Annotated in this window: 19 protein-coding genes; 5 read left to right on the top strand and 14 right to left on the bottom strand. The window is 71.3% G+C overall.

The features are described 5' to 3' along the window. Window positions 1-133: 133 nt before the first annotated feature. Window positions 134-1,480, top strand: a complete 1,347-nt coding sequence (ccrA, locus tag AC5P1C_RS33965) for a crotonyl-CoA carboxylase/reductase (RefSeq protein ID WP_493869817.1) — start codon at window positions 134-136, stop codon at window positions 1,478-1,480. Between the two features lie 84 nt (window positions 1,481-1,564). Here ccrA and AC5P1C_RS33960 read toward each other — a convergent pair whose 3' ends face one another. The 13 genes from AC5P1C_RS33960 to AC5P1C_RS33900 all read right to left on the bottom strand — a co-directional run bounded on the left by AC5P1C_RS33960 (window position 1,565) and on the right by AC5P1C_RS33900 (window position 17,511). After that, the gene (locus AC5P1C_RS33960; RefSeq protein ID WP_493869816.1) at window positions 1,565-2,374 is read right to left on the bottom strand and encodes a class I SAM-dependent DNA methyltransferase; all 810 of its coding nucleotides are present in this window, start codon (window positions 2,372-2,374) and stop codon (window positions 1,565-1,567) included. A 60-nt stretch (window positions 2,375-2,434) separates the two neighbouring features. Continuing rightward, window positions 2,435-3,781 (bottom strand): aminotransferase family protein, encoded by a 1,347-nt coding sequence (locus tag AC5P1C_RS33955; protein WP_493869815.1) that lies wholly within the window; start codon window positions 3,779-3,781, stop codon window positions 2,435-2,437. Between the two features lie 107 nt (window positions 3,782-3,888). Beyond that, window positions 3,889-4,872, bottom strand: a complete 984-nt coding sequence (locus AC5P1C_RS33950) for an amidohydrolase family protein (RefSeq protein WP_493869814.1) — start codon at window positions 4,870-4,872, stop codon at window positions 3,889-3,891. After that, the gene (locus tag AC5P1C_RS33945) at window positions 4,856-6,559 is read right to left on the bottom strand and encodes an AMP-binding protein (RefSeq protein WP_493869813.1); all 1,704 of its coding nucleotides are present in this window, start codon (window positions 6,557-6,559) and stop codon (window positions 4,856-4,858) included. The genes AC5P1C_RS33950 and AC5P1C_RS33945 overlap by 17 nt, the downstream gene beginning before the upstream one ends. Beyond that, entirely contained in the window at window positions 6,556-7,383 is an 828-nt protein-coding gene (locus AC5P1C_RS33940) for an SDR family oxidoreductase (protein ID WP_493869812.1), read from the bottom strand. Before AC5P1C_RS33940 ends, AC5P1C_RS33945 begins: the two co-directional genes overlap by 4 nt. Next, window positions 7,380-8,993: an SDR family oxidoreductase gene (locus AC5P1C_RS33935; RefSeq protein WP_493869811.1), complete on the bottom strand. Its 1,614-nt coding sequence runs from the start codon at window positions 8,991-8,993 to the stop codon at window positions 7,380-7,382. Before AC5P1C_RS33935 ends, AC5P1C_RS33940 begins: the two co-directional genes overlap by 4 nt. After that, complete coding sequence (locus AC5P1C_RS33930; RefSeq protein WP_493869810.1) at window positions 8,986-10,281, bottom strand: beta-ketoacyl-[acyl-carrier-protein] synthase family protein; 1,296 nt, start codon at window positions 10,279-10,281, stop codon at window positions 8,986-8,988. The genes AC5P1C_RS33935 and AC5P1C_RS33930 overlap by 8 nt, the downstream gene beginning before the upstream one ends. Window positions 10,282-10,297: 16 nt before the next feature. Further along, window positions 10,298-11,272 carry a ketoacyl-ACP synthase III gene (locus tag AC5P1C_RS33925; RefSeq protein ID WP_493869809.1) on the bottom strand — a complete coding sequence of 325 codons (975 nt, stop codon included), beginning with the start codon at window positions 11,270-11,272 and terminating at the stop codon, window positions 10,298-10,300. 117 nt (window positions 11,273-11,389) lie between these two features. Further along, window positions 11,390-12,184, bottom strand: a complete 795-nt coding sequence (locus AC5P1C_RS33920; RefSeq protein ID WP_493869808.1) for an SDR family NAD(P)-dependent oxidoreductase — start codon at window positions 12,182-12,184, stop codon at window positions 11,390-11,392. A gap of 53 nt (window positions 12,185-12,237) precedes the next feature. Next, the gene (locus AC5P1C_RS33915; RefSeq protein ID WP_493869807.1) at window positions 12,238-13,272 is read right to left on the bottom strand and encodes a 3-oxoacyl-ACP synthase III family protein; all 1,035 of its coding nucleotides are present in this window, start codon (window positions 13,270-13,272) and stop codon (window positions 12,238-12,240) included. Between the two features lie 56 nt (window positions 13,273-13,328). Beyond that, window positions 13,329-14,288 carry a ketoacyl-ACP synthase III gene (locus tag AC5P1C_RS33910; protein WP_493869806.1) on the bottom strand — a complete coding sequence of 320 codons (960 nt, stop codon included), beginning with the start codon at window positions 14,286-14,288 and terminating at the stop codon, window positions 13,329-13,331. Between the two features lie 35 nt (window positions 14,289-14,323). Continuing rightward, on the bottom strand, window positions 14,324-16,132 hold the full coding sequence (locus tag AC5P1C_RS33905; RefSeq protein ID WP_493869805.1) for a CoA-transferase: 1,809 nt from the start codon (window positions 16,130-16,132) through the stop codon (window positions 14,324-14,326). A 41-nt stretch (window positions 16,133-16,173) separates the two neighbouring features. After that, window positions 16,174-17,511 carry a beta-ketoacyl-[acyl-carrier-protein] synthase family protein gene (locus AC5P1C_RS33900; RefSeq protein ID WP_493869804.1) on the bottom strand — a complete coding sequence of 446 codons (1,338 nt, stop codon included), beginning with the start codon at window positions 17,509-17,511 and terminating at the stop codon, window positions 16,174-16,176. A 271-nt stretch (window positions 17,512-17,782) separates the two neighbouring features. Between AC5P1C_RS33900 and AC5P1C_RS33895 the strand changes: the two genes are divergently transcribed. From AC5P1C_RS33895 to AC5P1C_RS33885, 3 genes are all read left to right on the top strand, one after another. Next, complete coding sequence (locus tag AC5P1C_RS33895) at window positions 17,783-19,102, top strand: beta-ketoacyl synthase N-terminal-like domain-containing protein (protein ID WP_493869803.1); 1,320 nt, start codon at window positions 17,783-17,785, stop codon at window positions 19,100-19,102. 11 nt (window positions 19,103-19,113) lie between these two features. Next, window positions 19,114-20,148 (top strand): beta-ketoacyl-ACP synthase III, encoded by a 1,035-nt coding sequence (locus AC5P1C_RS33890; protein WP_493869802.1) that lies wholly within the window; start codon window positions 19,114-19,116, stop codon window positions 20,146-20,148. Window positions 20,149-20,235: 87 nt separating this feature from the next. Beyond that, the gene (locus AC5P1C_RS33885) at window positions 20,236-20,466 is read left to right on the top strand and encodes an acyl carrier protein (RefSeq protein ID WP_493869801.1); all 231 of its coding nucleotides are present in this window, start codon (window positions 20,236-20,238) and stop codon (window positions 20,464-20,466) included. Window positions 20,467-20,562: 96 nt separating this feature from the next. Here the strand turns inward: AC5P1C_RS33885 and AC5P1C_RS33880 are convergent, their stop codons facing one another. Then, window positions 20,563-22,239 carry a DHA2 family efflux MFS transporter permease subunit gene (locus AC5P1C_RS33880; RefSeq protein WP_493869800.1) on the bottom strand — a complete coding sequence of 559 codons (1,677 nt, stop codon included), beginning with the start codon at window positions 22,237-22,239 and terminating at the stop codon, window positions 20,563-20,565. 87 nt (window positions 22,240-22,326) lie between these two features. Here AC5P1C_RS33880 and abrT point away from each other — a divergent pair, with 87 nt between their 5' ends. Further along, complete coding sequence (gene abrT, locus AC5P1C_RS33875) at window positions 22,327-23,064, top strand: HTH-type transcriptional regulator AbrT (protein WP_493869799.1); 738 nt, start codon at window positions 22,327-22,329, stop codon at window positions 23,062-23,064. Window positions 23,065-23,143 lie beyond the last annotated feature (79 nt).

Raw genomic sequence — 23,143 nt, 5'->3', positions numbered from 1 at the left:
GCCCCGGAAGTACTCGTCCTGCTGCCCGTTTGAGTACCCCCAATGCCTGTACGGGCAGGCTCGGGCACGCGTGGAATCGCTGACAGGGAGGGGAGTTGCCCGCCCGGCAGCACCGAAGAGGGAGAGGTTTGCCATGGACGCGCTGACGGAGGCCGTGCTGGCCGATGCGCCGGCCAAGGAGTGGGAGGCCCTGGCACCGCCCCGCGAGTACGTGGCGGCGCACCTGCGGGCGGCGGACGTGGACCGCTTCGCCCCCGGAGAGGAACGCGACGTCCGCACCACCCTCCACGTCGGCACCGTACCCATGCCCGAACTGGCCCCGGACGAGGTGCTGGTGGCGGTGATGGCCAGCTCCATCAACTACAACACCGTGTGGTCGGCGACGTTCGAGCCGGTGCCCACGTTCTCGTTCCTCCAACGGCTCGGCCGCCAGGGCGGGTTCGCCCGCCGCCACGACCAGCCCTACCACGTCGTCGGATCGGACGCGGCCGGTGTCGTCGTGCGCGCGGGCGCCGGGGTGCGCCGCTGGACCCCGGGCGACCACGTCGTCGTCAGCTGCGTCCAGGTGGACGACCAGGAACCGGCCACGCACGCCGACGGCATGCTGGGCGCCGAGCAGCGCATCTGGGGCTACGAGACGAACTTCGGCGGTCTCGCCCACTACGCCGTGGTGCGTGCCAGCCAACTCCTCACCAAGCCGACTCACTTGACGTGGGAGGAAGCCGCCTCCGTCATGCTCACCGCGGCGACGTCGTACCGGATGCTGGTGAGCGACAAGGGTGCACGGATCAAGCAGGGCGACATCGTGCTGATCTGGGGTGCCGCGGGCGGCCTCGGCGGCTACGCCCTGCAGATGGTGAAGAACGCCGGTGGGATCGCCGTGGGCGTGGTCGGCTCGCCGCGCAAGGCCGAGGCGCTGCGCCGGCTCGGCTGCGACGTCGTCATCAACCGCGCCGACCTCGGCCTCGGCACGCAGTCGGACCTCACGCCGGAACAGACCATCGAGCTGGGCAAGCGGCTCGGGCGGGCCATCAGGGACGAACTCGGCGAAGATCCGCACGTGGTCTTCGACTACGTCGGCAAGGCCACCTTCGGCCTGTCCGTCTTCGTCGTACGACGTGGCGGCACCGTGGTGACCTGTGGCTCGAGCACCGGCTACGACCACCGGTTCGACAACCGCTACCTGTGGATGAACCTCAAGCGCATCGTCGGCAGCCACGCGGCCAATCTGCAGGAGCAGTGGGAGTGCAACCGCCTCTTCCAGCTCGGCCGGCTCACCCCCGTCCTGTCCGACGTCTACCCCCTGGACCGGGTCGGTGACGCCGCCGCCCTGGTCCAGCGCAACGAACACCTCGGCAAGGTCGGTGTCCTGTGCCTGGCGCCCAAGCCGGGCCTCGGCGTCACCGACCCCGAACGGCGCCTGGCCCTCGACCCGGAGGGCCGCAACCCCTTCGCCACCGAGCGGCCCGCGTCCGCCTGAGCCGCACGCGGGGCCCGTACACCCGCCGAGGCCGGGAGCGGCTGGTCGCCGCTCCCGGCCTCGGTCACGTCCGGCGCTGGACGGTCACTGCTTGCGGTAGACGGACACCGCGTCCCTGCTGTCGTAGTGGAAGGGCTCCTTGCGCCAGCCGCCCCAGCGGTCCTCGAGCTCCAGGCCGCCCAGGCGGGCCATCAGGTCCTGCTCCGAGGGCCACACGAAGCGCATGGTCGCCGCGATGATGCGGTTGCCCTTCTCGCTCATGATGACGTCCGTGCGCTTGACCATCTGTGTCGTCGGGTCGACGTGGTTCATCTCGAACCAGGCCAGGCGCGGATGCCCGGCCAGACGGCCGGAGATACGGAACGGCTCGGTCATTCCGTAGTCGTTCTGCCGTCCGCGCTGGTAGTAGGTCATGTCCGGCACGATGTTCTGGACGACGAGCCGCCCGCCGGGCTTGAGCCGCTTGGCGCTGTTGGCCAGGCAGCGCGCCTGCTCGTCCTGGTCGGGCAGGACGAACAGCGTGGCGAGGGCGATGAAGACGACGTCGTAGTCCTCCTTGACGTCGACATCGGCGAAGTTGCCCTCGAAGACCTCGATCTGGTCCCCGCCCGGCTTCTCCTTGAGCTTCAGGAGCATCTTCGGCGAGGCGTCGATACCGGCCACCCGCACGCCGCGCTGTGCCAGCGGCAGTGCGACACGGCCCGTCCCGATCCCCAGCTCCAGGGCCGAGCCGTCCTTGGCGAGGCCCGCGAGGAAGTCCGCGGCCTCCTCGGCGTCGTCCCGGCTGTCATCGGGGGTCCAGCTGTCCCAGATGTCGGCGTACCGGTCCCACTCCTCCGCCGCCTCTTCCTGCCACTGCTTGCTCGTCTTGCGTTCGGTGTGCGCACCGGACATGTCGTCACTCACCTTCCATCACGTGGAGAAAAAGCGCTGTCGTCCCCTGGCCCCGCCGGGTCATCCCATGGCCTTGGCGAAGCCGGCCTGGGGCAGCCGGCCCGACTTCACATCGGTGAGCGCGCCGTCGAGCGCGCCGGCTATCTCCGCCACGTCGTCCTCGGTGATGACGAGCGGCGGCATGAGCATCAGATTCGGTACGACGCGCAGGCTGGAGCTCAGCACTCCTCGGCTCTCCAGGGCCATGCGCAGCTGGTTCACCTTGCCCGGGGACCAGGCCGGACCGCCGGGCTCGCCGAGCTCCAGTCCGCAGAACAGGCCCAGGGCGCGGAAGGCCCGCAGTTCGGGGTGCTGGGCCTGGAGCTTGCCCAGGGCGGAGAGGATGTCCGCCTCGCGCCGGCGCACGTTCTCGAGCACTCCGTCCTCGGTGAGCGCCCCGATCACCGCGAGCGCCGCCGCCGCGGCCACCGCGTGGCCGTCGTTGGTCGAACCGACGCTGAGCGCGGTGTCGCCCGTGGTGCGATCGTGCAGCTGGTCGTAGAGACGGTCGTGGATGGCGACGGCCGACATGGGCACGTAGCCGGAGGTGATGCCCTTGCCCAGAGTGATGATGTCGGGGGAGACATCGGGCAGTTGGCCGGCGCGGGTGAAGTCGCCGACCCGGCCCATGCCGGTGACGACCTCGTCGAAGACCAGGTGGATGTCGTGCTCCCGGCAGAACCGCCCCAGGGAGCCCAGGTACTCGGGGGACAGGATGTGCCCGCCCTCGCCCACCACGGGCTCCACGATCACCGCGGTCACCCGCTCGGGACCGAACTCGGTGATCAGCCGCTCCATGTCGCTGACGCCCGGTGTCGCGCCCGCCGAGAACGGGCCCGGAGCGTGGTGCACCTCGGGGAGCATCGGTCCGGTCTGGTGGTGCAGGTAGGGGACACCGGTCACCATTCCCGCGCCCGGCCCCTGCCCGTGGAAGCCGTCCCACATGGCGAAGACGGCCATGCGCTCGGGCTGTCCGGCCCGCAGCCGCAGGAAGCGCGAGAGCTGGAGGGCCATCTCCACCGCTTGGGCGCCGTTACTGGCGAACCGGACGTGGTTGATGCCCTCGGGCAGATGGCCGACGAGAGCCTCGGCGCAGTCCACGGTGACCTGCGCGGGGCGCCCGTAGCCGTAGCTGTTGGCGAACGGCAGCCGGTCCACCTGCTGCTTGATGGCCTCCTTGACGCGGGTGTTTCCGTAGCCGAGCGTCACGTTCCACAGTCCTGAGCGGCCGTCCAGGTACCAGCGTCCACCGGAGTCACGGACGCGCACGCCGTCGCCCTCGGCGAGCAGGTCGTCGCGGGACAGCGCCTTGAGGTACGGGCGTGGCACGCCGCTGTTCCACAGGGCGTAGTCAGCGGGGTCAATCACGATAGGTCCCTTTCTCTGCTGGTCATGTGGTGGGTGTCGGGATGGGGGAGGGGGATGGGGGAGGGGATAGGGGGAGGCCCGGGAGCGAACCGGTGTACGCACCGGCGTCAGCCCGGACCGAGCCCGAGCAGCCGGGCCGCGTTGCCGTACAGCCAGCGGTCCGTGATGTCGTCGCCGAGGCCCAGGGCGGCGAACTGCCGGGCGAGCGCGGCGACCGGATCGGCGTTGACCCAGGTCGCCGAGCCGAACAGGACCCGGTCGCGCAGCGCGGTGGTGCCGTACAGGAGCAGTGGCTCCCAGCCCGAGCCGGGGCGGGCCATCCACTGCGGTCGGTGGGAGGAGATGTCGAGGTAGACGTGGCGGTGCCGCTGGGCGATGGAGACGAGGTCCAGGACCCAGGGCCAGGCGGCGTGCCCCGCGACGATCGGAAGTCCGGGGTGGCGCAGGGCGATCCAGTCGACGTTGCGGGGATGGCACAACTCGGCCGCGTGCCGCGAGAAGTGGTGTCCGGTGTGCAGCCACAACGGCATGCCCAGCTCCCCGGCCCTGCGGTAGACCGGGTCGTACGCGGGGTCGCGCGGGTCGACGCCCTGCCAGAAGGGGGTCACCGTGAAGCCGCGCATACCGAGCGCATGGCAGCGTTCCAGTTCGGCGACCGCATGGCCCGGGTCGGTCAGGTCGATGCCCGCCCAGGCCTGGAGCCGGTCGGGCGCCTTGGCGGCGACGGCGGCGACGCGGCTGTTGACGTCGTCGCCGTCGGCGGTGGCGCCGCCGCAACTCATCATGATCTGGTGGACGACGCCGTTGTCGTCCATGGTCTTCAACAGCGCGTCGGCGTCCACGCGTTCGGCCTGACCGGACACGAGCAGGTCGACGGCGCCGTCCTGGTCCCCCGCGTCCAGGCGGGCACGGAAACCCGCGTACTCGGCGCCGAAGACCGCGGTCGCGTGCCGACCGAAGGCGCGCAGGTACGTCGGTGCCACCGCGCCGAGCGCGCGGAAGTACGTCCGCCAGGACTCGCGGTCCAGGGACAGCGCGCAGACGTCGACGACACGGTGCGCGGGGGCGGACGGCTCAGCCGATGCGGTCACGGGTGACCTCGATCCCGGCGGCCACGCGGTCCCAGGTGTCGGGGGTGATGCCCTGGGCGCGCAGCGTCTCCTTGCGGACCTTGCCCGTGTCCGTCATGGGGAGCTCGGACAGGAGGCGCAGATAGCGCGGCACCATGAAGTGCGCCATGCGTGGCCGCAAGTACCCGATGAACTCCTCCGGTTCGATGCGGGCACCGGGCCGAAGCACGAGGGCGGCGAGTATCTCGTCCTCGGCGAAGTCGCTGGGTACCGCCACGGCGGCGGCGAACGCCACGGCGGGATGGCTCAGCAACTCGCCCTCCACCTCCACCGAGGACACGTTCTCGCCCCGGCGCCGGATGGCGTCCTTGATGCGGTCCACGAAGAAGTAGTCACCGTCGGGCTCACGCACCACGGCGTCCCCGGTGCGGAACCAGCCGTGCCGCCAGGCCGCCGCGGTGGCCTCCGGCATGGCGTGGTAGCCGTGGAACAGCGACCAGGGCCGGTCGGCGCGCAGCACCAGCTCACCCGCGGTGCCGTCCGGTACGTCGATGCCGTGCGCGTCGACCACTCGGCACTGCACCCCCGGCCGCGGTCGCCCGCAGCTGCCTGTGCGCTGGGGGTTGAGCGACGACACCAGCGGCGCCGACGTCTCGGACATGTTGAACCCGGTGTAGACGTCCACGCCGAAGCGGCGGCCGAAGTCCAGGGCCTGGCGGTTCAGCGGGATCACGCACGCGGCCCGCAGCGGGTGCTCGGCCTCGTCCGGCCGGGGTGGCAGGCCGAGGAGGAAGTCGACCATGGCGCCGAGCAGGGTGCACATGGTCACCCCGTGGCGGCGCACCACGTCCCAGAACTCGCTGGTGCGGAAGTTCTCGGTGACGACGATCGAGCCCCCGAACAGGAGCATGCAGTACGCGACTTCGGTGCCGCCGCCGTGGCACAGCGGCAGGTTGAGCAGATACCGGTCGTCCGCGCCGATGTCGTCGTCGAGGAGCGCGGTCACCGTCGAGTAGTGGTGGACGTAGGAGACCAGGACGCCCTTGGACGGTCCGGTGGTGCCCGAGGTGTAGATCACCGCCATGGTGTCCCAGGGCGCGACCGGCCGCTCGGGCGGAACGAAGTCCTCCGGCCGGCCCCGCAGCGCCGCGGGGCCGTGCACGCGCGGGGCGCCCGGCAGGGCGTCGGGCCACGGGTCGTCCGGGCCGCCGCCCAGGACGACGACCTCCTGGAGGCGGCTGTCGCCGATGTGCTGGAGCCGCTCGACGAGCAGCGCGTGCGCCACCAGGACGCGGGCCCCGGAGTTGTCCAGTACGTGTCCCAGGAGCGCGCCACGGTAGGCGGTGTTGACGGGAACGTGGACGGCGCCGAGCAGATTGACGCCGTACCAGACGCGCAGCGCGTCCAGGCCGTTGGGCAGCCAGCACAGCACGGTGTCGCCTTGCCGCACGCCCAGCCGGCGCAGGGCGGCGGCGGTGGCACGCGCGTCGTCGTAGGCCTGCCCGTACGTCCACTGGCTGCCGTCCTCGAAGACGGCGTACACGCGGTCGGGGTGTGCCTGGGCGCGGGCGGCGAGCAGCGCGCCGGTGACGCAGTGCGCGGCGTTCGGCACGCGGGCGTCCCCCGGCGGAAGGATCTCGACGAGGCGGCCGGTCGACTCGTCGAGATCATGGGCCGTCGGGGCCGTTGACGTCGTGGGGCCCGTCATTCAGGGATCCCGGGCACGTCGACCATGTGACCGCCGGAAGCGTCGTAGTGGCGCAGCGTCCGCAGGTACTGCTCCCAGTTGACCAAGGTCTGGGCGTTCCTGCTGACGGGGCGCACCGGTATCAGCGGGCCGATGCTGACGGCGGGCGGGCGGGTGATGGCCCACAGCACGACGTCGGCGATGTCCGAGGGGTCCAGGAGATCCGTGACGCCCACGCCCAGCGACTCGGGGTCCTGCGCCAGGTCCGTGCGCACCCAGCCGGGCAGCACGGCGATGGCGCGCACCCCCAAGTGCCGGTTCTCCAGGTCGATTTGTGCGGTCAGGGCGTTGAGGGCGCGCTTGGTGATGGAGTACGGGGCCGACCAGTCGGCCTGCAGCAGGCTGCCCTCCGAGCTGATGTTGACGATCCAGCCGTGGCCGCGTTCGCGCATCCCGGGAAGCACCGTGCGGGCCAGCAGGAAGGGGACGTCGAGATTGAGGTGGAAGGCCTGGCGCCAGTGGCGGGGGTTGGTGTCGTGGATGGGGCCGGTGCGCGCCAGGGCGGCGTTGTTCACCAGGATGTCGATGGGGCCGAGGGCCCGCTCGGCGGCGGCGACCGTCTCCTTGGGGGCGCCGTCGGCCGCCAGGTCGGCGATGAGGGTGACCGCGGGTACCTCGTGCCCGGCCACGTCGCGCTCGACGGCCGCCAGTTGGTCCTTGCGGCGGGCCACGAGGGCGACGGAGGCCCCGGCTTCCGCCAGCGCGCGGGCGATGCTCGCCCCGATGCCGGACGAGGCGCCGGCGATCAGCGCCACCTTGCCCTTGAGGGGCCTGTCCTCGGTCACCTGTGGTCCCCTTCCGGCACGGCGGGGCGGGGGCGTGGCACGGAGGGCGTCACAGCCGGGTTCCTTCCTCGAGGATGTGCTGGGATGGGGGCCAGGTTCGGCAGTCCTGCCAGGCAGTGGCCGCCGCCGTCGACGCGCAGCTGGGTGCCGGTCAAGCCGGCCGCGGCGGGGCTGATCAGGTAGCAGACGAGCGCCGCGACCTCGGTTGCCTCGCTCATCCGGCCGGTCGGCACGAGCCGGTTGGTGGCCTCCAGGAACGCGGGGTTGGTGACGTCCGTCATCGGTGTGCGGACGAAACCCGGAAGCACGCTGTTGGCCCGCACCTTGTGCCGGGCCGCCGAGGTCGCGAAGTGGGTGGTGAACTGGGCCGTCGCCGCCTTGCTGAGGCCGTAGCTCGCCAGGTTCGCCACCGGCGCGCTCACCGCGGCCAGCGAGGAGACCGCGGCCACCGCTCCGCCCCGGCCCGCCGCCGCCCAGTGCTTGAGCAGGGCGTCACACATACCCGCGTACGACAGGGAGTTGAGGGCGAGCAGGTGCTGCCGGTTGGCGGAGTTGTCATCGGCGCCGTCGAAGGAGACGGCGCCCGCGCCGTAGGCGAGCGCGTCGATGCCTCCGGCGCGCTCCCATGCCTCGTGCACGAGGCCGGCGGCCCGCGCCGGGTCGGCCAGGTCGGCGGTCAACACCCAGGCCCTGCGGCCCAGTTCGCGGACCTCGGCGGCGAGCTTCTCCAGCTCCGGGCGGCGGCGCGCGGCCAGGACGACGTCGGCGCCGCGTGCCGCGCACTCCCGCGCGATACTAGCGCCGATACCGCTGCTTGCGCCGGTGACCAGGACGACGCGTCCGGTCAGCCGGAACGGATCGGGCCGCGCGGTGCCGTCACCCCCGGCGGCGGACGCGTCCGGTCGCGGTGGGCGCGCAGACGGCATCGGCACGATGCTTGCGTCGAGTCCCCCGTCCAGCGGCAGCGTCTCACCCGCGACATTGCCGAAGCCGCGCGAGGCCAGCAGGCGCAGCGCCGCCGCCAGTTCCTCCGGGGCGACGGGGCGGCGGGTGACCAGGTGGCGCAGCAGCTCGCCCGCCGCGTCGTCGGTGAGCTCGTGCCCCAGAAACGGGGTGTAGCCCACGCGCACGGTGTTGGCGAGCACGCCCCGGGTCGCGCAGTGCTTGGCCAGGTGCTGCCACCAGGCGTGGTCGGCGGCCCGCTGTGCGGCGGCCTCGGGCTCCGCGTCGTCGTGGACGTGCGGGCCGGAGTCGGTGACCAGGACGGCGCGGCCCTGGCCCCGCAGGGCCATGGCCTTCAGGACCCGGGCCACGTGGGGACGGCGCAGTGGCGCCGATGGCCGGGCGCCGAGTGCTTCGTTGCCGATGGCCACGACGCAGTACACGTCCGGCAGTTGGGTCATGTCCGCGCCTACGTCGTCCCTGCCTACGTCGTCCGTGCCCGCGTCGTCCGTGACGTGGAAGCCGTGGCGCTCCCAGGCCTCGCGGATCGCCCGCGTGTGGGTGGCGCCGGGCGGGGACTCCAGCAGGACGCGGCGTCCGACGGGCGACAGTGACTCCGTCTCGAGCAGCGCCTCGGTGACGGGCGCGGGCAAGGTGTGCTCAGTCATCGGCACCTCCCAGCAGAATGGCGCTGGCCACCGAGCCGATCGTGTAGTTGAGGCTGAGGGCCAGGTCGATGCGCGCGGAGCGCCCCTGGGCGCCGGGCACCGGGTCGAAGGTGCACACGTCGGCGGGCTTCTCGCAGTTGGCGGTCGGCGCGATGTGGCCGTGGCCCATCATCTGGAGCGTCGCCGCCACGCCGATCACACCGAGCGGTGCCCCGCTGTGGCCGAACACGGCCTCCTGGACGGTGACGGGCAGCCGGGCCGCCCGCTCACCGAAGATCGCGGGCATGATGTTGCCTTCCATGAGGTTGAACGCCCGGTCGCCGGTCGCGGCGCCGTTGACGTAGTCGATCTCGTCCGGCGACGCGATCCCCGCCATGCAGGAGCGCGCGGCGCGCACCGCCCCGGTGCCCTCGAGGTCGAGGGCGAGGTTCGGCTGGGCGTTGCGGGTGGTGGTCTGGCCCAGGAGCCGTCCGTAGGTCCGCGCGCCCCTGCGCCGCGCGTGCTCGCGGCTCTCCAGGATCAAGGTGGCCGCGCCGTTGCCGTAGTTGAGGCCGGCGGCCCGCTGGTCGTAGGGGCGCATGGGTTCGTCGACGAGGGTGGCGGTCTGCGGTTCGGTTCCGGTCACCGACCGGGCCTCGAGGTCCGCGTACTGGCGCAGTCTGCTCTCGCGCCAGTAGTCGGCGCCGGTGACCACCGCGACATCAGTCTCGCCCGCCGCGATCATGCGGGCCGCGTTGCCGAGCAGCACCGAGGACGAGGCACAGCCGCAGGAGAGCGTGTAGCTCGGGCCTGTGGCGCCGATCAGGCCCGCCTGGGTGGTCTCGACGTCCGACATCACCGCGTTGAGGACGTTGCGGAACAGGACGGAACGGGCCTCGCGCGGGCTGATGTTGCGGGTGTCCGCCAGGAGCACCGGCAGATACGTGTCGACGATGGCGTCGGCCGTGGCGTTGCGGCCCGCGAGCACGGCGGCCTCGCTCAGCGCGCCCGAACGCCAGTCGAGCGCGGCGTCCTCGCACGCCTCCAGGAGGGCGAGCAGCCCGTACAGATGGATGTCGGAGTACTTCTCGACGAAGCGCGGCGGAATCTCCGGCAGTCGCTCGGCGACGGAGACCGGGTCGAGGGGGACGCTGCCGAAGTAGGTGCCGTCGTCCTGCGCGAGGAAGGAGTCGCCGTGCGCGACGGCCGTCCAGAACTGCTCGGGTGTCGCCGTCGGCGCCGTGCGCCCCGGCAGACAGAAGCCCATGCCGGTGACGAGTGCGTCCCGGGGGCCCTTGGTCGTGGTCACCGCATCGGCCCTTCGCTCAGATCCGGTACAGGAGGCTGCCCCAGCACCAGACGCCACCACCGATGGAGGGGGAGAGCACCAGGTCGCCGGGGTTGACGACGCCGCGCTCGCGCAGTTCCGAGACGGTGGTGGGGATGGAGGCGCTGGAGACGTTGCCGCGGAAGGCGAGGTTGGTCAGGACGCGCGCCGGGTCCGCTCCCAGGTTGTGCTGGATGCCCTTGGCCAGCGGCTCGGTCCCGGAGTGAGGGATGAGCCAGTCGATGTCACTGATCGTCAGCTTGTTGCGGCGGAGGATCTCCTCCACGGTGTCGCCGATGTGGGCCAGGGCGACGTCGTTGAGGTCCGGGTGGCTCTTGACCCAGCCCTTGTCCCCGCCGGCCGCGGACATGTGGGCGAGGCTGCCGTCGGTGTGGAACACGGAGTCGATCAGGCCGGGGGAGGCGCCGGGGGTGGCTTCGAGGACGCACGCGCCCGCGCCGTCCGAGACGAGCATCGAGCCCTTGGAGCCCGGCCGAACCCGGCGTGTGACCCGCTCGGTGGTGGCCACCAGCGCCTTGCGGTAGCCGGTCGGGGAGGTCAGGAAGGAGGCGGCGGTGTGCACTGCCTGGATGAACCCGGCGCAGGAGCCGCACACTTCGAAGGCCATGGAGCCCTTCATGCCGAGCTCCGCCGCGGTGAGCGCGCCCACCTCGTGCACGTAATTGCGGTCCGTCCAGTGGCTGACGACCATCACATCGATGTCGTCGGCGTCGACCCCGGCCTGCTCCAGCGCCTGCCGGGAGGCCTGCGCGGCCATGAACACCGGGGTCTCGTCGTCGGTGGCCCGGTAGCGGGTGCGGACGCCGACCCCGCCGATGACCCGGTCCTCCACGTGGCTCGTCGTCGCGTCCTCGACGGCGTGGTTGTGTATTTCCTCCGAGCCGAAATAGTGGCCGAATCCGGTGAAGCGTATTCCGGCGTCTTCCCAGATGCCGTGCTGGCCTGTGGTCATGGACGAAAAACTAGTGGCGTCGGCATTCGGCTGCATCTGGCCTCCAGTACTCGATGATTCATGCCGCGGGTACTCGAAGTACCCCGCGAAAATCGGCTGTTCACGCGTCGGGTGTCGTCACGGGACCCAGCCGGGCGGTCCGCCGCCGTCGACCCGAATGACCGATCCGGTGACATAGGGGTTTTCCGCGGCGAAGCACACCGCGTCCGCGATCTCTTCCTCGGCTCCCCAACGGCCCAGCGGTACAAAGCGCTTGAGCCCGTCCATATAGCGGGCGTGGCGTGGAAAGGCCGTGCTCTTCTCGCGCAGCGCCTCGCCGTCCATCACGCCCGGCGCGACGGCGGCCACCCTGATCCCGTAGGGGCCGAGCTCATAGGACCAGGTACGGGTCAGCGCCTCCACGCCCGCCTTCGCGGCGGTGTACGCCGACTGCCCGTAGGCGCCCGCCGCCAGGCCGGAGGAGACGTTGACGATGGCGCCGGGCACCCCGTGGCGCACCATGCTTGCGGCGGCCTCGCGGCCGACGAGGAAGACCCCCGTCAGACACAGCCGCAGCGTCTGCTCCCAGTCGTCGAGCGGATGCGTGAGCAGCTCACCGCCGCCGTCCTCGCGCGGTTTGCGCAGCAGCAGACGGGAGAGGTTGCGGCCCGCGTTGTTCACGCACAGGTGCAGCGGCTCGGTCCGGGTCAGTTCGGCGAACACCTCCCGCACCGAGTCCTCGGAGGTGACATCGGCCCGCACCGCGCGCAGGTCCAGACCCTCGGCCGCGGCCATGGCCCGCACCTTCTCCAGGCGTCCCGGGTCGAGGCCGAGGACCGTGGTGCGCCATCCCCGCTCCGAAAGCAGCCGGGCGACGGCCAGGCCAAGACCCCGGGTGCCCCCGGTCACCAGCGCGTTCCTGGAATCGGACAAGGCCGTTCACCTCTCGCTCTCGGTGGTCGCGTGCGCTGCGGCGGTACGGAAGTTCACCGGTACCGGAACACCATGGCGCCCCAGCTCAGGCCGCGCCCGATGCTGACGCCCAGGAGGAGTTCGCCGGGTTTCACCGTGCCGTCACCGACGTATTCGGAGAGCGTGCTCGGCATTCCCACACTCGACGTGTTGCCGCGTCGCGGAAGATTCAGGAGCATCCGCTCGCGCGGAATTCCAAGACGGTCCGCCATCGGATACAGGAGATTGGTGTTGGCCTGATGCGGAATGCACCAGGAAATCTGTTCGGGTGCCAGGCCGTTGCGTTTGAGGACCGTCTCGCCGGCGTCGACGAGCATGTCCGGGGTGACCTCGGATAGCACCCCGCCGCGCATCACCATCTTGTCGTTTGCGTCGATGTCGAAGGCGTCGTAGTAGCGGCCGTCGGCGCGCAGGACGACGTCGATCATGCCGCTGTGCGTGGACAGCCCGTCGGCGCCGCCGCCCGACGACTCGCCGCGGCGCCACACCGCGGCCGCCGCGCCCGCGCCGAAGAGCGCGGAATTCTTGAACCCGAAGTTGAGGATGGCGTGCGGGCTCTCCGCGCACACGATCAGGGCGGTGCGGGCTCCCGTCGTCGCCAGCAGCCCGCGGGCCACGACGCTCGCGTACAGGAATCCGGCGCACGCCACGGCGGTCACGTCGAAGCAGAACGCGTCGCGGGCACCCAACTGCCGCTGCACCGGCAGGGAGATGTCCATGTAGTTGTTGCCGACGGAGGACGGATTGGCGCGCGGCCTCGCGGTCGCGCTGGTGCCGACGATCACGTCCACGTCGGAGATGTCGAGGCCCGCGTCGTCGAGTGCGCGCCGGGCGGCCTTGACGCCCATCTCGGCGAACCGTTCTTCGGGGCCGGCCCAGTGGCGGGTCTGCACACCTGTGTACCGGCGTATCCAGGCGTCGTCCACGTCGAGGTCGGGCAGGCGGGCGAAGTGGTCGTTGGTGACCGGCTCGCCCGGGAAGTAGTGGCCGACACCACTGAGCACGACCGGCAGGCCTCCGCCGTCGAGCGGTGACTGGGCTTCGGACATGGGGGAGGTCCTTTCCTCGTCGTCCCGTCGCTTGTGCTGTCTGTTGGCCGCGCCGCTCAGAGCTGGAAGAGCAGGGCGCCCGAGAACCACCCGGCACCGGCCGCGGGCGACAGGATCACGTCGCCCTTGCGCAGTTCGCCGGACTCGGTGAACTCGGACAGCGCGCTGGGGATCGTGGCGCTGGTCGTCTGGCCGCGCGTGCGCAGGTTCGTCAGGACGCGCTCGGGGGCGACGCCGATGCGCCGCACCAGCTCCTCGCTGATCCGTGCCGAGCCCGGGTGCGGCACGACCCGGTCCACATCGGCGATGGTCATGTCGTTGCGCCGCAGCACCAGGTCCGTGGCCTCGCCCGCGGTCGCGGCGGCCACCTGGGAGATGGTGGGCAGGCTCACCGTCCAGCCGTTGCTGCCGCGGGCCTTGGAGACGCCCGCGTGCTCGCCGTAGCTGAGCACGACGGAGTCCCGCAGCCGTGAATCGTCCGGCGGCCCCACTTCCAGGACGGCCGCGCCCGCCCCGTCGCCGCCGACGTAGGAGCCGCGCCGTCCGGGCTTGAGCCGTTGCGAGAACTGGTCGGAGCAGACCACCAGGGCGCGCCGCCACTGGTGGCTGGTGAGCATGGCGGCGGCCGTCTGCACGGAGTGCACGAAGCCGACGCAGGCGGCGCACACGTCGAAGGCCAGGGCCCGTCCGGCGCCGAGGCGCATCGCGATCCGGGGCCCGTCCTCGGGCGCGTAGCGGCGCTGCGACCAGGAGGAGAAGACCACCAGGTCGAGGTCGCCGGCCTCCAGACCGGCGTTGCGCAACGCGTGCCGTCCGGCCTCCACGGCCATGTACGGCACGCTCTCCGTGTCGTCGGACAGATGCCGCCGCTCCACGCCGAGGTCCGGGCCGAGGATCGCCGCCTCCATCTCCGGCGCGTCGGGCAGGTCGGCCGGGATCTCCTCGCTGTGGCGCGGGAAGTAGTGGCCGAAGCCCCGGAAGGACAGGCCGCGGCCCGCCCAGAGTCCACCGCTCACACCGTGCTCCTCACCTTGGGATCCTGCGGATCGCCTCACCGGTAGAACCCCTGCGGATCGAGACCGCGCAGCCAGGCGATCTCCGCCTCGGTGACCTCCGGTTCGGCCGTGCAGCCCGCGCTGCTCACCGGCCAGCGGGTCAGCGCCGCCACCGCTTCCTCGGGGGAGGCCGGTCCTTCGTCGCCGAGCGGCAGCCATGTGGCGAGGCGGAAGGGCCCTTGGGTGCCCTGCTCGCGCCGGAACCGTCCGAAGTGGCTGACCACTTCCCGTACGCGGGCCCCGGGACTGGTGACGTAGGCGACCCGCTCGACGAACTTGCGCGGGGAGGCCGTGGAAAGCACCAGACAGTCGGTGCTCGTCGCGATGTCGTTGGCGCCGCCGGAGCCCGTCAGCCAGCGCCCGTCGGCCAGCAGGCTGGTGTTCACGTTGCCGTCCGCGTCGACCTCGCCTGCGGCCAGGACGCCCAGGCAGCGCGGGTTCGCGGACACCATGCCGCCGAGGATCTCGGGGATGCCCACGAGCTGCTGGGAACGCGTGGCGTGCAGCTGGCTGAAGAGGAAGACGTCGCCGGGCTCGGGGTCCATGCCGTAGAAGCCGAGCTCGGCGCAGACCGGTACGTGGACGCCCTGTTCGCGCAGCAGCGCGGCGGCCAGCCAGGCGGCCAGGTGGGAGACGCCGATGCCCGCGAGCAGGGTGTCGTAGCCGTCGTGCGTGACCCGTTCGGCGATGGCGCGGGCCCCCAGGACGATGGTCCGTTCCTGGCGCGTCACGGGCTGCGCGGCGATGGCCCCCGCGGGGAGCGGGGCCGGGGGAGCGGCGGGCTCGCGCGGGGTGAGCGGCTGTGCGGCGAGGGTCAGTTCGGCGCGGCGCGCGCCGCCCAGCTTGCGTACGTACTCTTCGTGCCCGGCGGGCTCCTCCACCCACTCGCGGTACCACTCCTTGGCACCGTCCTCGGTGGCCAGACGGTCGACCAACTCGGTGAGGAAGGTGTAGTCGTCGCGGTACCCGGTCACGTCGCCGCGCTCGTCGCCGGTGGCCAGGCCGCGCAGCGACTGCGGGTGTGCGCCCAGCGGTGCCTCGCACAGGGCGAGCACACGCCGGCCGGGTATGACGACCCGTTCGGGGTGCCCGTCGGTGAAGTCGTCGGGCACAATGCGCTCCACCGAGGCGAGCACGCCCTGTTCGGCGGCGTAGGCGGCCCAGGCGCCCTCGCCTGCGGGCGGTACGAGGACGATGTTGCCGCGCCGGTCCGCGCAGGCGCCGTGCACCAGGGTGAGGTCCGGACGCAGTCGCTCCACCAGACCGAACGGGCGCTCGTCTGCCGACTGACCGGGCACGCGCAGGAACTTCGGTGCGCCGGGCGGCCGTTCGTCCTCCGCTTCCGGTCGCGTCCCCGTTCCGTCGCCGGTGAGGCCGCGCTCCAGGTCGCTGCCGATGAGCGAGGACGTCACCGCGTACGGCAGTCCGGTGGCCCCGGCCATCAGGCGCTGGGTGAAGCTGAGCAGGGACCACAGCTCGCAGGTGAAGGGGGTGTCGCGGGCGAGGTCGCGGTAGAGCGGGTTGGGGCGCGGCGTGGGGTAGGTGTCCCCGAGGAAGCAGGTGATGAGGTGTTTGACCGCGCCCGACATGGTCAGCGCGTGCATGGCCGTGTGTGTGGCCGAGGTGCTGACGGTGAACTCGCCGCGTCCCGCGAACTGCCGCGCCAGCGCGTAGACCATGGCGTTGGGCCGCGCCATCGTCATGGCCAGGTGCAGGTGCATGCCTGGTGTCACGTACCGGGACACCAGGGAGTCGACGTCGGGGACGACGGCGGGGCGTGGCGCGGTGCCGCTGTGCGTGGTCATGGTCTCCTTCAGGGGTTCGGTCCGCGCGGGCTCGGCCGCGGTCATGCGGCGCCGAGTGCCAGTACCGAGGTCTGGCTGCCGATGGCGAAGGCCAGCGACACCGCGAGGTCGGTGCGGGTGGCGCGGGCGCCCTCGGCGACGTGGTCGTGGTCGCACTCGGGGTCGGGTACGGCGCCCGCGAAGTTGGCGGTCGAGCACAGGCACTGGTGGTGCAGGGCCAGCGAGGTGGCCGCCGCGTTGATCAGGGCGGCGGCGCCAAGGAGGTGGCCGTACACCGGCTTGACGGAGCTGAGGGGCGGCCAGGCGGACCGCGGGCGGCCTTCGTAGAGGGCGGCGAGCATCCGGCTTTCCGCCACGTCGTTCTTCGGGGTCGCGGTGCCGTGCGCGCAGAACCAGTCGACGTCCTGCGGGGTGCGGCCCGCGTCATCGAGCGCCCCGGCGACGGCGGATGCGGTGATCTGCCCGCTCATGTCCATGCCGAAGGGGTGGGTGGCCTCGTTCAGTGCCCGGTGGGACAGGAAGCGGGCGTAGCCTCCCGCGCCGCGCGATCGGGCGTGGCTCTCCCGCTCCAGGCACAGGGCGACGGCGCCCTCGCCGAAGGCGAAGCCCTCGCGGTCGCGGGTGTAGGGGCGGATCGCGCGGCGGGGGTCGGCCGCCTCGGTCGACAGGACGCGGTCGCCCATCGCCTGGAAGGACTGGAACACCAGGGGGGTCAGGGGGAATTCGTAGCCCACCACGACCACGGCGTCGGCACTGCCCGCCCGGATCAGGTCGGCGGCGAGGCCGATGGCGTGGTGGCCGCCCACGCAGGCGGAGCTGAGCGTGGTGACGAGGCCGCGCACGTCGCCGTAGATGGCGGACAGCGTCGCCGGGGCGCCCGGCATGCCACGCAGCATGGCGCCGCTGTCTCCGAAGTGGCCTGCTCCGCCCGCCTGTTGGGTTTCGTGGTCCTGGCGGTCGTTGAGGCTGTCGTCCTCCCGCAGTGCCTGGCTGACCCACTCCAGCGGGCCGCGTGAGGACGAGGCGATGAGGGAGAGGCGCCGCGGGTCGATCTCGCCGGACCCAAGACCCGCGTCGCGGCGGGCCTCCTCGACGGCCGACATGGTCACCAGGGCGTCGCGTGTGTAGCGGCCCGCGAACTTCTCGCTCAGCTCCGGCAGGAACTTGCGGTGATCGAAGTCGCGCAGCTCGCCGGCCACCTGTACTCCGGTCCGGCCCGGTACGCAGCGGGTCAGCGGGCCGAGTCGTGAATTGCCGTCGCGCACGTCCTGCCAGAATTCGTTGACGTGGGTCGCGCCGGGGAGCATGACGCCGATACCGGTGACGAGTACGGAGTCCCCGTGGTCTTTCCGTGCAGCGGATTCAGCCTGTGCAGCCATGCCGGAAAGCTATCCGGCGGTCATTCGCGGGGCATCGGTCCGCCGGTACCCGGGAGAATTCCCCGTCGGTACTTGAAGTACCAATTATTGATTTCAGTACTAGTGATACCTGTGGCCCGCGAAAACGGGTACCAGAGGCCGGTTACGCCCGGACGCACACCGCTCTAGCGTCGACAGCCACCCCCGGCACGGCACGGCGAAGCGGCGCACCAGCATGCGCCCGCGGCCTTCCGGCGGCCTGTCGACAGCGGCACGCAACACAGGGAGTCTCATGGCGCATCAGCAGCAGGATCCCGGTCGCGACACACTGATCACGGGCATGGGATTCGCCCTGCCCGGCCCTGGAGGACTGTGCGCGACGTCCGCGGAATTCCTGGACATCGTCTCCACCGGCGCCTGCCACGTGGAGAATGACGGCGTCTTCTTCGGTCAAGTGCGCACCGATATAGCGGATGTGAAGGAGCGTTATCCCGAACTTCCCGTAAAGGCACTGAAACTCTATTCACCGGTGCAGTTGCTCGGCTTGATCTCCATGGCCGAGGCATGCGGCGACGCCGGAATCGACTGGCGTTCGGGCGCCCTTTCGCAAGCGGCGATCCTCGCGGCCCGCGACGGCGGAGACTGCTGGTCGGCGCAGTACGCCGACATCCTCGACACCGACCGCACCAAAGCCACCAAGGACGAGATCAACGAACTGGGCACCCGCCTCGCCCTCACCGGCATCCCCATGGACGTGGCCAACGTCCAGGTGTCGGTCGTGGCCGGGACCGGCCCCAACTTCACCGTCTCCAACGGCTGTACGTCCTCCGCGGTGCTCCTGGGCATGGCGCACCGGATGATCGCGAGCGGCGAGGTGGAGGTCGCGGTGGTCACCGGCGCCGACGTGTTCGGCCTGGACTTCCTGCGGCACTACGCCGACCTGCTCGACCGGTATGCCGAACTGAGCGCCGAAGAGGGCATCACCGTCGACGCCATGGAGGACGCAGCCCTGGCGATGGGCGCGCAGATGCGCCCGTACGACAAGAACTCCCCGGGCTCCAACATGGGCAGCGGCTCCATCACGCTCGTCGTGGAGAGCCGCGCGCATGCGGAGCGGCGCGGCGCGACGCCCTACTCCCGGATGCTGGCGCAGCGCACCCGGCGCAGCCCGCAGCACAGCGCCTTCGCCATCGACCGTGCGGGAACCGGCATGGTCCAGGCCTCCCGGGACGCCATGGAGGGACTCGTCGAGGCCGACCAGATCGACTACGTCAACGGCGGGGCCGAGGGCGACCGCGTCTTTCACGAGACGGAGTCGAACATCGTGCACAGCCTCTTCGGGGAGCGCGCGACCGCGATGCCCGTCACCGTGCAGGAGGCGTGCTTCGGGCACAACGGCGGGCCGCTGGGCGGTCTGGGGGTGGCGGCCACATCCCTGATGATCCAGCGCGACCTGGTGTTCCCGACGGCCGGCTGCGTCGACCCGGACGACGCCTGCCGCTTCGACCCGGTGCCGGGTACCACCGCCCGGCCGCTGCGCATCGATCACGCACTCTCCTTCAACTACACCGTAGGCATGGTCAGCAGCGCGATCCTGCTGGGGAAGGTGTGAGGCCCGGGGACATGAACAACCACAGGACACGCGCGGCCGTACTGGCGGGCGTCGCCGGCTGGGTGCCGCCCGGCACGCTCACCAACGCCGATCTGGAAGCCCGCCTGGACACCACCGACGCCTGGATCCGCAGCCGCACCGGCATCGCCGAGCGGCACACCGTCCCGCCGGGCATGGCCACCCGGGAACTGGCCACCGAGGCAGGGCGGTTGGCCCTGAAGTCGGCGGGACGCGACAGCGTGGACGCGGTCGTCCTCGCCACGGCGACCCCGGACCGCCTCTGCCCGGCCACCGCCCCCGAGGTCGCGGCGGCGCTGGGCCTCGGTCCCGTCCCCGCACATGACATCGCCGCCGTCTGCGCCGGATTCCTGTACGCGCTGTCGGCCGGGGTCGGGGCGATCGCCGCGGGCTTCGCCGACCACGTCCTGGTCATCGGCGCCGAGACCTTCTCGGCCATCGTCGACCCGCAGGACCGCAACACGGCCGTCATCTTCGGCGACGCCGCCGGGGCCGTCGTGCTGCGCGCCGGTGACCCCGACGAGCCCGGCGCCATCGGCCCGATCCGGCTCGGCAGCGACGGCACGCGCAGCGACCTCATCCAGATCCCGGCGGGCGGCGCCCGGCAGCGCGCCGCCCGCACCGTGCCCGAGCGGAGCGACCACCACCTGCAGATGCAGGGGCGCAAGGTCTACCGGCACGCCAAGGAGCGCATGGCGCAGTCGGCGCGCGAGGTCCTCGAGCGCTCGGGCTGGACGGTCGAGGACGTCGACCGCCTGGCGACCCATCAGGCCAACGCGCGCATCAGCGAAGCCGTCGCCGACGAACTGGGCATCCCGCGCGAGCGCGTCCTGTCCAACATCGAGCACGTCGGCAACACCTCGGCCGCGTCCCTGCCCCTGCTGCTCGCCGACTCCGCCGCGGAGGGCAGGCTGCGTCCCGAGGACCGGGTACTGCTCGCCGCGTTCGGCGGCGGGCTCGCTTGGGGCGCGGCGTCATTGACGTGGCCGGACGTGACGGCCCTGGCCGTGCACACCTATCGCGGTTGAGGCTCTCGCAGCGCGGCCCGAGGCTTCCGCCCGGCGCGGGTCAACCGCCCGCGCCCGCACCACCGACACAGCGCCCCGGAGGAAACGGTGTACGAAACGGTCAAGTTACTGCTCACCAATGAATTCAAGATCTCCGAGGACCAGATAGCCCCGGATTCCACGCTGGAGGACCTCGGCCTGGACTCCCTGGCGTCGGTCGAGTTCGCCCTCGCCCTGGAGAAGCGCATCGGCGTGGAGATCACCGACGACGAAGTGGTCGAGCTGGAGCGGCTCGACCGGATCGTGGAACTCGTCGAGCGCCGCAAGCAAGCATCCTGAGCAGTGCCCAGGCCCATGGAGAGCGCGGCGCGCGAGGGCCCGGGCACAACGGCCGGACAGCCGGGGCCCGTTGCGGGCCCCGGCTTCTCCGTACCGTCAGGGACGGTCAACGGGCTCGGGGTGGTCCTGGGCGGACTCCCTCGATTCCTGTTTCACCAGGTCCACGCCGGCCTCGGGTGCGTCACCGCCGCCCTCGGCGGACGCGGTGATCCGCCCCGCGGAGGGCGGGATGAACAGGAAGACTGCGATCGCCACCAGGACGAGGATGATGCCGGTGCACAGCGAGGTGACCCCGAACGCGTCCGCGAACGCCTGGTCGGCACGCCGCTTCAACTCCTGCCCGGCGGCGCCCGGCAGCGCACCGGCCACCCCGACGGCATCGGCGAGGCCTTCGCGCGCGGCGTCCATGGACTTCGGGTCCACCCCGGCGACGGGGTCGTCCATCTCCCTGCGGAACAGCGCGGACGCCACACTGCCCATGATCGCCACGCTCAGTCCGTTGCCGAGTTCGTAGGAGGTCTCCTCGATGCCCGCGGCGCCGCCCGCGGTGTCCGCGTCGGCCGTCGACATGATGGAGTCCGACGCGGCCGTCATGGCACAGCCCGCGCCCGCGCCGATGCCCGCGAGGGCGATGGCGAAGACCCAGTACTCGGTGTCGGGCTCGACGTTCATCAGGACGAAGAACGCGGCGCCGATCAGGCCCATCCCGATCATCATGGCGTACCGCGTCCCGTACCTCGGGACGATGACGGACATGATCGGGGCGCCGATCATGGTGGCCAGGAGCAGCGGCAGCAGCCGCAGCCCCGACTCCATCGGCGATGCGCCGCCGATGAACTGCCAGTGCTGCGTGAGCAGCAGCATCAGGCCGCCCATGCCGAACATGGCAAGGACCACGGAGACCACCGCCACGGAGAAGGCGCGGTCGCGGAACAGCTTCGGGTCGAAGAGCGGATCGCGAATGCGCAGCACCCGCACCACCAGGGCGGTGAGCAGCACCAGGCCAAGGACGCCCGTGATGATCGTCTGCGCCTCCAGGCCCTTGGCGCCGCCGTGCTGGATCGCGTACACGAGGGAGATCAGGCCGGTGACGGATAGCAGCGCTCCGACGGTGTCCCAGCGCGGCGGATTCGGGTGCCGGGATTCCGGCACCAGGGTCAGTGCGGCGATCAGGGCGAACACCATGATCGGCACGTTGATGAGGAAGACCGAGCCCCACCAGAAGTGCTCGATCATGACACCGCCGACCACCGGTCCGACCGCCGCACCGGCCGCGGACATCGTCGCCCACACGGCGAGCGCGACCGTTCGCTCTTTGCGGTCGGTGAACACGTTCCGGATGATCGACAGCGTCGACGGCATGATGATCGCGGCGCCGATACCGAGCAGCGCGCGGGCCGCGATCAGCAACTCGGGCCCGTTCGCCCAGGCCGCGGTGGCGGACGCGGCGCCGAAGACGATGAAGCCCAGGCACAGGAAACGTTTGCGGCCCACGCGATCGCCCAGTGTGCCGCAGCTGATCAGCAGCCCGGCGACGACGAGCGAGTAGACGTCCACGATCCACAGCAACTGCACCGACGAGGGCTGCAGTTCGGTGCTGAGCGTGGGCAGCGCCACGTTCAGCACCGTCAGGTCAAGGGCGACGACCAGCAGGCTCAGCGAGAGGACTCCAAGGACCGCCCACCGGTTCTTCGCCCCGGGGATGTCGCCGCCGCCACCGCCCTCACCTCCTCCGCGGCCCGCGCCCTGCTTTCCGTGCACCACGCCGTCCATGACTGTCCTCCTTCGGGATTCCGTCAACTGGTCCCGTACGTCATACCAGCTATCGTACGTCGTACGAGACTGCGTTAGCATAGGGCCGTGAATGAAACTTCTGGACGAGAAACCACACCGAAAGGCCAACCCGGCTCGATCTGGCTGCGCGAGATGAAGCAGCGGCCGACGAGGCAGCCGCTGAGCCGCGAACAGATCGTGCAGGCGGCGGTGCGTCTCCTGGACGAAGGAGGTGTCCGCAACCTGCGCATGCGTCAGCTCGCGGACTCACTGAACTCGGCGCCGATGTCGCTGTACTGGCATGTGCCGACAAAAGATGACCTGCTGGAACTGGCCATCGACGAGGTGTTCCCCGATCCGCCACCTCGCTCCGGGGCGGGGGACTGGCGCGAGGACATCAAGGCGGGCGCGGCTGACCTTTTCGAGGTGCTGCTGCGGCACTCCTGGATGATCGAGCTGATGGGCGGTCACCCCCCGGTGGGGCCACGCGCCTTGGCGCATACCAGCGCCATCATCGAGATCCTGGAGCAGGCCGAATTCTCCCCGAGGCAGCTCGATTCCGCGCTCTCGGCGATCTACTACTACACCGTGGGCGCCGCCCTGTCCGAGGCGTCCTGGCAGGCCATGGCCCGCCAGAGCGCCGAGAGCGAGGAGGACTGGGTGAACCGCCTCGGCCCCTACCTCGGCATGGCGACCCAGGACCACCCCGCGTCCCTGGCCGACTACGTCAAGCGCAGCGCTTCCAGCAGCACGGGCCAGCGGTTCCACGACGGCCTCGAGTGCATGGTGTCCGGCGTGGAGCAGATGCGCTCCCGGAACTCCTGAGGCCCTGACACTCCTGACGCCCCCGACACTCCCCATGCTCCTGGCGCGCAGGGACGGCCCGCCCGGCCGTCCGCCGCAC

It is taken from the genome of Streptomyces sp. A18, assembly GCF_059026065.1.
The sequence above is the reverse complement of the archived record's forward strand: the minus strand, read 5'-3'. Positions and strand labels throughout refer to the sequence as shown.

Coding starts and splice junctions, on each gene's coding strand:
- ccrA (WP_493869817.1), top strand. CDS start 134: ATGGACGCGCTGACGGAGGCCGTGCTGGCCGATGCGCCGGCCAAGGAG.
- AC5P1C_RS33960 (WP_493869816.1), bottom strand. CDS start 2,374: ATGTCCGGTGCGCACACCGAACGCAAGACGAGCAAGCAGTGGCAGGAA.
- AC5P1C_RS33945 (WP_493869813.1), bottom strand. CDS start 6,559: ATGACGGGCCCCACGACGTCAACGGCCCCGACGGCCCATGATCTCGAC.
- AC5P1C_RS33935 (WP_493869811.1), bottom strand. CDS start 8,993: ATGACTGAGCACACCTTGCCCGCGCCCGTCACCGAGGCGCTGCTCGAG.
- AC5P1C_RS33925 (WP_493869809.1), bottom strand. CDS start 11,272: ATGACCACAGGCCAGCACGGCATCTGGGAAGACGCCGGAATACGCTTC.
- AC5P1C_RS33915 (WP_493869807.1), bottom strand. CDS start 13,272: ATGTCCGAAGCCCAGTCACCGCTCGACGGCGGAGGCCTGCCGGTCGTG.
- AC5P1C_RS33905 (WP_493869805.1), bottom strand. CDS start 16,132: ATGACCACGCACAGCGGCACCGCGCCACGCCCCGCCGTCGTCCCCGAC.
- AC5P1C_RS33900 (WP_493869804.1), bottom strand. CDS start 17,511: ATGGCTGCACAGGCTGAATCCGCTGCACGGAAAGACCACGGGGACTCC.
- AC5P1C_RS33895 (WP_493869803.1), top strand. CDS start 17,783: ATGGCGCATCAGCAGCAGGATCCCGGTCGCGACACACTGATCACGGGC.
- AC5P1C_RS33890 (WP_493869802.1), top strand. CDS start 19,114: ATGAACAACCACAGGACACGCGCGGCCGTACTGGCGGGCGTCGCCGGC.
- AC5P1C_RS33880 (WP_493869800.1), bottom strand. CDS start 22,239: ATGGACGGCGTGGTGCACGGAAAGCAGGGCGCGGGCCGCGGAGGAGGT.